6 protein-coding genes are annotated in these 7,457 nt (G+C 55.7%); 3 read left to right on the forward strand and 3 right to left on the reverse strand.

The window, feature by feature from the left end; genetic code table 11:
* The first annotated feature begins 420 nt into the window (after positions 1-420).
* Both mobI and JJD74_RS30065 read left to right on the forward strand, forming a co-directional pair.
* A complete protein-coding gene (mobI, locus tag JJD74_RS30060) occupies positions 421-888 on the forward strand; it encodes a conjugative transfer protein MobI(A/C) (RefSeq protein ID WP_200618032.1) in 468 nt (155 codons plus the stop codon).
* A gap of 61 nt (positions 889-949) precedes the next feature.
* A complete protein-coding gene (locus JJD74_RS30065) occupies positions 950-1,273 on the forward strand; it encodes a hypothetical protein (protein ID WP_200618034.1) in 324 nt (107 codons plus the stop codon).
* An 80-nt stretch (positions 1,274-1,353) separates the two neighbouring features.
* Here the strand turns inward: JJD74_RS30065 and JJD74_RS30070 are convergent, their stop codons facing one another.
* Both JJD74_RS30070 and JJD74_RS30075 read right to left on the reverse strand, forming a co-directional pair.
* Positions 1,354-2,625, reverse strand: a complete 1,272-nt coding sequence (locus JJD74_RS30070) for a Y-family DNA polymerase (RefSeq protein ID WP_200618036.1) — start codon at positions 2,623-2,625, stop codon at positions 1,354-1,356.
* Complete coding sequence (locus tag JJD74_RS30075) at positions 2,622-3,098, reverse strand: LexA family protein (protein WP_200618038.1); 477 nt, start codon at positions 3,096-3,098, stop codon at positions 2,622-2,624. Before JJD74_RS30075 ends, JJD74_RS30070 begins: the two co-directional genes overlap by 4 nt.
* A gap of 275 nt (positions 3,099-3,373) precedes the next feature.
* Here JJD74_RS30075 and JJD74_RS30080 point away from each other — a divergent pair, with 275 nt between their 5' ends.
* On the forward strand, positions 3,374-6,652 hold the full coding sequence (locus JJD74_RS30080; RefSeq protein ID WP_200618039.1) for a DEAD/DEAH box helicase: 3,279 nt from the start codon (positions 3,374-3,376) through the stop codon (positions 6,650-6,652).
* Between the two features lie 168 nt (positions 6,653-6,820).
* Here JJD74_RS30080 and JJD74_RS30085 read toward each other — a convergent pair.
* Positions 6,821-7,457 (reverse strand): hypothetical protein (locus JJD74_RS30085; RefSeq protein ID WP_234451938.1); only part of this gene is annotated, 637 nt, incomplete at its 5' end.

Here is a 7,457-nt window from a genome sequence, read left to right on the forward strand (position 1 = left end):
GCTGAAGCCTTGGGTACGACCGATTTGAATGGTGGCGCGCTCTTCAACGCTGAGTTCGGTATAAGACATAGGGGCAGCACCGTACCGGAAAGGTCAGGTGTTGCACTCAGTTTTTGCCGCCGCCAAGCTATTTTCTAGATAAATTCCTTTATAGGGGAAATGCAGCCAGAAAACGTTTACTCATAACAAGCCAAGTAATTTAGGAAGGTAGATTTCCCCTATAAGGCATTTTGTCGGATTACATTCCTGACATAAATTCCGGCCCTAAAGTTGGGCTAGATTCCCCCTATAAGGGAATTTGTCATTCGTGTAGAGTTTCGCGGATATTGGCAATTGGGCCATGGATTTAAGCCCCATCGAAACAGTTCGCTTTTCTAGGGGAAATCCAGATTTCTGTATTCCTATTATAAGGGTAGGGTAATGATTGATCCGATAGAGCACCCTTCTGTGCGTGGCAAGCTGAGCGCCAAGTACCTCGAGATGATTCGCGAGCTCGACACTATTCACTTCATGTTGAGGGATCAGGCAATCGAGCTTCGGGACGCATTCTTTGCGGACGCAAAACGAGAGGGGAAAATCCTCTACCGGACAGTGCAGGTGAAGGTGAATAAGCAGGAGTCTGTGTCGATCATTTGGAAGCGAGTGAGCTTCGTCGACTTGCCTGGGGGTAAGAAGAAACAGAGAACGACGGCGATTCCTAAAGGGAAGGGACACAGCTACAGGCAGGACGCGGTTGTGAAGAAAGCGGACTACTGGTTGCAGCAACTGTTTCACACCTATGAACCCAAATTCGCAATCATCCGAGAAAGTCTCGTGTCGAACATGAAGGCCCGGAAGACGCTGTTGGAGCTGCAGCGCCGGGTGAACGCTAATCCCCCGATTGAGTGAAGGTTGCACATTGGCGAGAGGGTATAGAGTCGGGTCATCCAACAATCAAACAGGACTGACTATGAGCAACACTCCCCATGAAACGTTGATCACCATTGAGAAGGTGGAGCTGGACCTTTGGGCTGACATCTACTGCAAGGCAAGACTTGCCAGCCTGATCGACGTGACCCTCTCTGAGTTCCTGCAGCGCCCCTACGATTTCCTGAAGAAGTCCGGCCAAGCTTCAGCGCTCGACTGCCTGGAGAATGGCTTTTTTCCGATGATGCCGGCGCAGGTCAAGATCTCGCAGGATATTCAGCGCGCGTGGGAGGGCAGTGATAAGAAGCTGCGGATGGATCGCCAGCATTTACAGCTGGTCCACAGTTCTTGCGGGAAGGAACGCTGAATCAGAGGCGAAGAAAATGGACAGGGACTAGCAGCAGCGCTGCTAGCAGTGGGGCCGGATCGAGCTGCGCAGTAGGCAGATCAGAAAACGACTTTCAAGTCTGCCAATCGACATGAGTATGCAGGGCATAGGCTTGCCGGCCTGGTCCGCGGTCCGGCCAATTCGATTGTTCGTGCAAGCTTTACGGTTCCACGACCAAATCGAAAGTTGATCGCGTCAAGAGTGGACATCAACCGATCTTGCGACGTGTTGTCGTAACCGAACAGGTCGTGTTGGCTCATTGCTGATGCGGGCTGTAAACCCATCAGCAAAACTCCCGCCTTGGAAAACCGAATACCTGGCTTGAATATACTGCGCGCAGCCTGTGAGACAGCTTTGGCGAACACTCGGGCGTCAGACGCAGGCTGTGCAAATGGGACAGTTACCGTCTTGGCGTACGGTGCTGACTTGGTTTCAAAAGGGCTGGTGCGCGCATACACCCGGATAGCTGAGGCAGCAGACCCTTGTTTTCGGAGCCTGCCGGCTGCCGTCGAGGCGAACTCCACCAAGGCAGCAGTCAGAGCATCCAGCGTCTCTATCCGCGATCCGAAGGATCTACTCACGTTGATCATCTCGCGGGGGCCATCGTTGCCCTGCAGATCAACCGCGCAGATGCCATTTAACTCCAGTTGTGTACGAACGACTGTCACCGGGAACTCACGCTCAATAACGTGTCGTGGGAGCCCGGCAAACTGAGCGGCGGTGGTTACCCCCATGGTGGCCAACCGTGCGCTCAAAGAAGGCCCAATCCCCCAAACCTCGCCGACGGGCGTCAACGCAAGTAACTGCTCGCGGTCGATCGGAGACATCAGGTTGCACAGGCCGGTCTTCAACACCCGCTTAGCCCCGTAGGAGCCAAGCTTCGCCAGGGTTGGCGTAGGGCCAATCCCGACGCCGGTACCCAACCCGGTCCACGCTAGTACCCGTTCCCTCGCCTGTATTGCCAACTGATGAAGTTGCTGGTCCGACATACCATCGGCATGTAAAAAACACTCATCAATACTGTAAGGCGTTATTTTGGCCGCAACTGTGGCAACAGTTCGCATTAAACGTGAACTGGCGTCGCCATATAGGGGGAAGTTCGCGGAACAAATAATTAAACCAGAGCGCCAATGTTGTTGTCGGACTAAGTGAACAGGTTCTCCCATTTTAATACCAAGTGCCTTAGCTTCGTCGGAGCGCGCGATTACACAGCCATCACCAGAGCCGGCAACTACAACAGGTTTGTTTGCAAGTTCAGGACGCCACACACGTTCAGCTGACACGTAGAAATTGTTTGCATCTAACAAGATAAACGCAGGTCGTCCGTTCATACCGGGCAAAGTCGGTGTAAATTAAAAGTGCATACGCCCCAGATAATTAAATTTTCTTTGTCAGTAATCACGATTGGGGAATAACTCTTGTTCTCAGGGCAGAGCAAAACTACGTCACCGGAAATCACCAGGCGCTTGCATACGAACTCGCCCTCATGAATGGCAACCACTATTGAGCGGTTGACCGCCTTCTTAGACCTATCGACCACAATCACGTCATCAGGCCAGATGCCGGCATCGATCATGGAGTCACCCCCACTGCGCACCAGGTAGGTCGCAGGTGGGTTGGCGACAGCAATGTCATCCAGTGAGGACATCTCCTCGATGAGGTCCTCGGCAGGACTAGGGAACCCGCAACTGAGCTTCGATGTGAAAACGGGGAGCAGCCCGGAAACAGGCTCCACCCGGATGCGGCCGATGACTGAAATGGCGTTCATTCGGTAACCTGTATAGATGTACAGTAAGAGGTTCATGATACACGCAGTCCAGCAAGCGACAAGGATCTCGCGCCAGAAGGCGGTAGCAAAAAAATGGACAGGAGTGTGCCCGCACCGCGGGCCCGGCGAAGCCGGAAAAAATGGACAGGGGAGGGCGTGTCCACCGCAAATGGAACAGACTGAAGAAAAATGGTCAGGGAGCTGGCAGTGAGAGAAAAAAAGACTCCCCCGCGGCACCGTCCGCCTCGTACGATGTGCGCCTATTCAGCCCGCTTGATTCCCAGCAGCGCAAAATTCAATAAGGACACTGGATGACCCCTGCCGATATCGTCCGTTACTGGCGCTCAGTCGAACTGCTTCAGCCGCAGGCAGCCCCCAAGCTCAAGAAACGGGAAACGCCGCATCAGTCGTACATTCACGACGTTTCCGTGGCCGACCCGGTGATGCCCTGGGACCAAACGAGCAAAGTCCTAAAAGAACCACTGCCGAAGGGCAAAGTGTGGAGCCACCTCCTTTTCGCGCATTGCTACGACTTCAAATGCGCCGTGAAGGCATTGGAGGACGTGTTTGGCGCCGATCAGGGGTACAAGGAACCCCAAAGCCAGATCGTTGCCCTGTACGCGCTCAAATTAACGCACGCCGGCACCATGGTGGCCGACAGCCTGGTGCTGTCCTCTGCCGCTTGGCTGCTGGCAAGAGTGCGCGCAGGGGAGGATTGGGCGCGCAGTTTCGACGAGACCCAGGACAAGGTACGAGCCGTCGCGACAGAGCATCTCGCAGGGGTGGTAACTTCGGACAAAATCGTTCGCCTTACCAATTGGATCATTACGTATTTCGGGCTGCGCGACTTTTTTGCGGAGCAGCAGAGCTTCCATCGCTTTCGCTCCAAACCGATCAAGCCTACACAGGTCGAAAACGACGACGACCCGTTGAACAGTTTCATTCTGGACGACCTGGCCAAAGTTGCGGACAGCCTGGAGCGCAGCAACAGCAGTGCCCCGCTGAACGCCTACCTCACAGCTCACACAGACAGTGGCCGGATAGACGTCGGCGATGATCGCTTTTCACGGGTCTTATTGGACGAGCTGGCACCGGCTCGCTACCCGATTGGTTGCTGGCCGACAGAAGCGGATCAAGGACTGGTCCATTCCCAGCAACTGGCGGTTAACCATATCGTTGGCTCGCTCAGCGCCAGTAAAGGACAACGTGCGGTCAATGGTCCGCCAGGAACGGGTAAAACCACACTGCTGAGGGACATCATTGCCTCGGTCGTTACCGGCCGGGCTGATGTATTGGCATCGCTGCCGCGAGCCGCGGATGCATTTGCGGACAAGGGGATGCGCGCCGAGCAGGCGAGGGATGGGGGCAAGCCTCAATTCTGCTTTCCCTTGAATGAGCGCCTGCTGGGCCATGAAATTGTCGTGGCATCCTCCAACAACGGCGCGGTTGAGAACGTCACTCTGGAGCTCCCCCAACGAGACAAGATCGACGAGCGTTGGCTGTCCGACCTCGATCACTTCGCCGACCTGGGCAAATGGCTGACCGGCAAACCCGCCTGGGGGCTGTTCTCGGCTGCCCTGGGCAGCAAGACCAACCGAAAGACATTTGTCACCCGGTTCTACTATGGCGATGGAAAGCCACTAGGGAAGACAGGACTCGACGAGGTCGACCTTGATGAGGAGCTGGATGAACTGGAGGACGCTCCGGATAAGGCAGAGAAAGTTGACGGTGAGCAGGCGGACGGTGCTCGGAAGGCGGATGGCCCTGATGAGGACCCAAAACCGAAAGGCTTCCGCGAATGGCTCGACGAGCAAGAGGTCGCCGTTGAGAAGCTGACCGTTAGCCGGCAGTCCATCTGGCAAGCGGCGGTAAAGCGTTACAACGAAGCCAAGGCCCAGGCCGAAGCGGTGGGGGCCGAAGCAGCACTGGCGACTCAGTTGGTGGATGCCATGCTGCAGGCGCGAGAGCAGGTCCGGCTCCAGCAGGAAGAACTTGCTCTGTCCATTACGGGGCGCCAACGCCTCACGTCAGAGGTCGACGACGTTATCAAGAAGGGCACCACCGCCCAGGGTGCGGTTCGAAAACAGGCAACTCACATACAGCGTCATAACAAGACCAAGCCCGGGTTTTGGTCCAACCTGTTCAGCTTGTGGGGTTGCTACCGACAATGGAAGCAGGAGTTGGATCTGCTGCAGACCGTTCTTGATGCGGAGGCGAGGGAATCAACGCTTGTTGATGTGAGGCTTAAGAAGCTCCAGAAAAACTTGGCTGAGCTCGACGAAGCGTTGGCCGTGAGCGAGTCCAAATTGCTGCAGTTGCAACAGTCAGCGAAAGCTCGTGAAACGCAGGTGACCACGCTGGCGGAAAAGTACAACGCAGCACATTTTCTGGCCTGGCTGCGAACTGGCGGCATCGGCCGGGGGGCTGAGATTGAGCTGGCGGAACCCTGGATTGTCCCGGGATGGCGCCGGGCACGTGCGCGGGTGTTCATTGAAGCACTACGTCTGCACAAGACCTTTTTCGAGCTTGAACCAAAACGGATCCGCGGCAACCTGAACTTTGTCACCAGCATGCTGCAGGGGACCCGGTACGGCGGCGTGTCACAACACGCCATCCGGTCGGCCTGGGCAACGCTGTTTATGGTCGTACCGGTACTGAGCAGCACATTCGCGTCCTTTGCCCGTACGTTTACCACGCTGGGCGCCGGTGAGATTGGCTGGCTTCTGGTGGATGAAGCGGGGCAAGCGACACCTCAGGCTGCAGTGGGTGCGCTATGGCGTTCGCGCCGGTCAGTGATGGTCGGTGATCCCCTGCAGCTCAAGCCAATCCTGTCCGTTTCTGACGCTGCGCTTGAACACATGCGCCAGCCGTTCAAGGTTGACCCGCGTTGGATCCCCAGTGGGCAATCAGCGCAGTCGGTGGCTGACCAGGGCAATGCGGTCGGCAGGATGCTCGGCCCGGCCGGCATGAAAAGCTGGGTCGGATTACCGTTGGTGGTTCACCGGCGCTGCGACCGGCCCATGTTCGAGCTGGCCAATCTGATCGCGTATGACGGCGCCATGGTGTACGGGACCAGCACGCCATCCCCGGAGAAGGAAACTACCGCCACGCTGCCGACAGGCTGGATCGACGTGCGTGGGCCCTCAAGCGGCAACTGGGTTGAGGCGGAGGGGGTGGCATTGAAGGCGTTGCTGGCCAAACTGGCGCGGGAGGGTGTGCAAGCAAAGGACATCTCGGTGATTACCCCCTTCCAGGACGTTCGTAACCAGTTGCGGGTGATGCTGCGCCAGCCCATGGTCTTTGGGACCATCCACACCATGCAGGGAAAAGAATCTTCTGTGGTCGTGCTGGTGTTGGGTGGTAATTCGGATTCGCCAGGCGCGCGCGAGTGGGCCGTGTCCGAACCGAACCTGGTGAACGTGGCGGCTACCCGAGCCAAGCGTCGGCTGTACGTCATCGGTGACCGGGCGGATTGGTCGAAGCGGCCGATTTTCTGCAACGTGATGCATTTGCTCCCTGAAATCAGAATCTCGGCTACTTCAAACGGTACTCAGGAGAACGGTGCGCCAGCGATGTCTTATGTCCCGTGATTGCACTATTGTCGGCGTCCGAAATAAATGCGGGATTATTGAGTTTGATACACGAAAAGCCCGCTGATGCGGGCTTGTGGAAACTGAGGGTGTTAGACCAAAGTTCAACGGCTGGGCTCTGTCACCAGAGTTTTCTGCCCCTCTGAAACAACGAGGTACGTAACCAAGTTATCTATCTCCTTCAAGAACTCGCACGGGCTTACCAATCTCGCGCTCGATCGCAGCGAGATGAGCCTTCTGATGGTCAACAATATGAAGCTCAACTAGCCGGATCAGCTTCCTTAGCTCGTAAAGTCGATCAAAAGGAAAAGAGATTTCATACTGCAAGTGAAGAACCAGTTCACCTGGTGCGTGGTCCTCCCGAACTGCCACCGTCTCAAACTCATTTTCATCATTGTGCGCAACGTAGGTATGGCGCAGATCCATGATTGTGTTGTGTTGTTCCAGATACGTCTTTTCAGATTTAAATATCGACGAAGCTTCGAGCCTATTCCGTCCTTTCCCAGCACTCACAAAGCATTTCGCATAGGAGTTGAGCGCGCTTTTGAAGTGCCCTAAAAACTCAAGAATTTGGATATATGAGGTCAACAGGTGAGGATGACCAAGCTCTTGTGCTCTGCTGATGTAATAGCTCGCTTCGTTAATCTGCCGCATCAGATGGATCTGACCCTTATAGCCACCTCTATCTGATCGAGGATATTTACAGCCGCAAGGCCGTGGGCTGGGAGGTCTACGACGCGGAAAGCGGTGAAAAAGCCGCCGCGCTGCTGCAACGCAGCGTGATCGGTGAGCAGTGTTTACACGA

It is taken from the genome of Pseudomonas sp. MF6776, from assembly GCF_016613125.1.
In the GTDB taxonomy this organism is placed as follows: Bacteria; Pseudomonadota; Gammaproteobacteria; order Pseudomonadales; family Pseudomonadaceae; genus Aquipseudomonas; species Aquipseudomonas iridis.

Coding starts and splice junctions, on each gene's coding strand:
- JJD74_RS30075 (WP_200618038.1), bottom strand. CDS start 3,098: ATGAACCTCTTACTGTACATCTATACAGGTTACCGAATGAACGCCATT.
- JJD74_RS30070 (WP_200618036.1), bottom strand. CDS start 2,625: ATGAACGGACGACCTGCGTTTATCTTGTTAGATGCAAACAATTTCTAC.
- JJD74_RS30065 (WP_200618034.1), top strand. CDS start 950: ATGAGCAACACTCCCCATGAAACGTTGATCACCATTGAGAAGGTGGAG.
- mobI (WP_200618032.1), top strand. CDS start 421: ATGATTGATCCGATAGAGCACCCTTCTGTGCGTGGCAAGCTGAGCGCC.
- JJD74_RS30080 (WP_200618039.1), top strand. CDS start 3,374: ATGACCCCTGCCGATATCGTCCGTTACTGGCGCTCAGTCGAACTGCTT.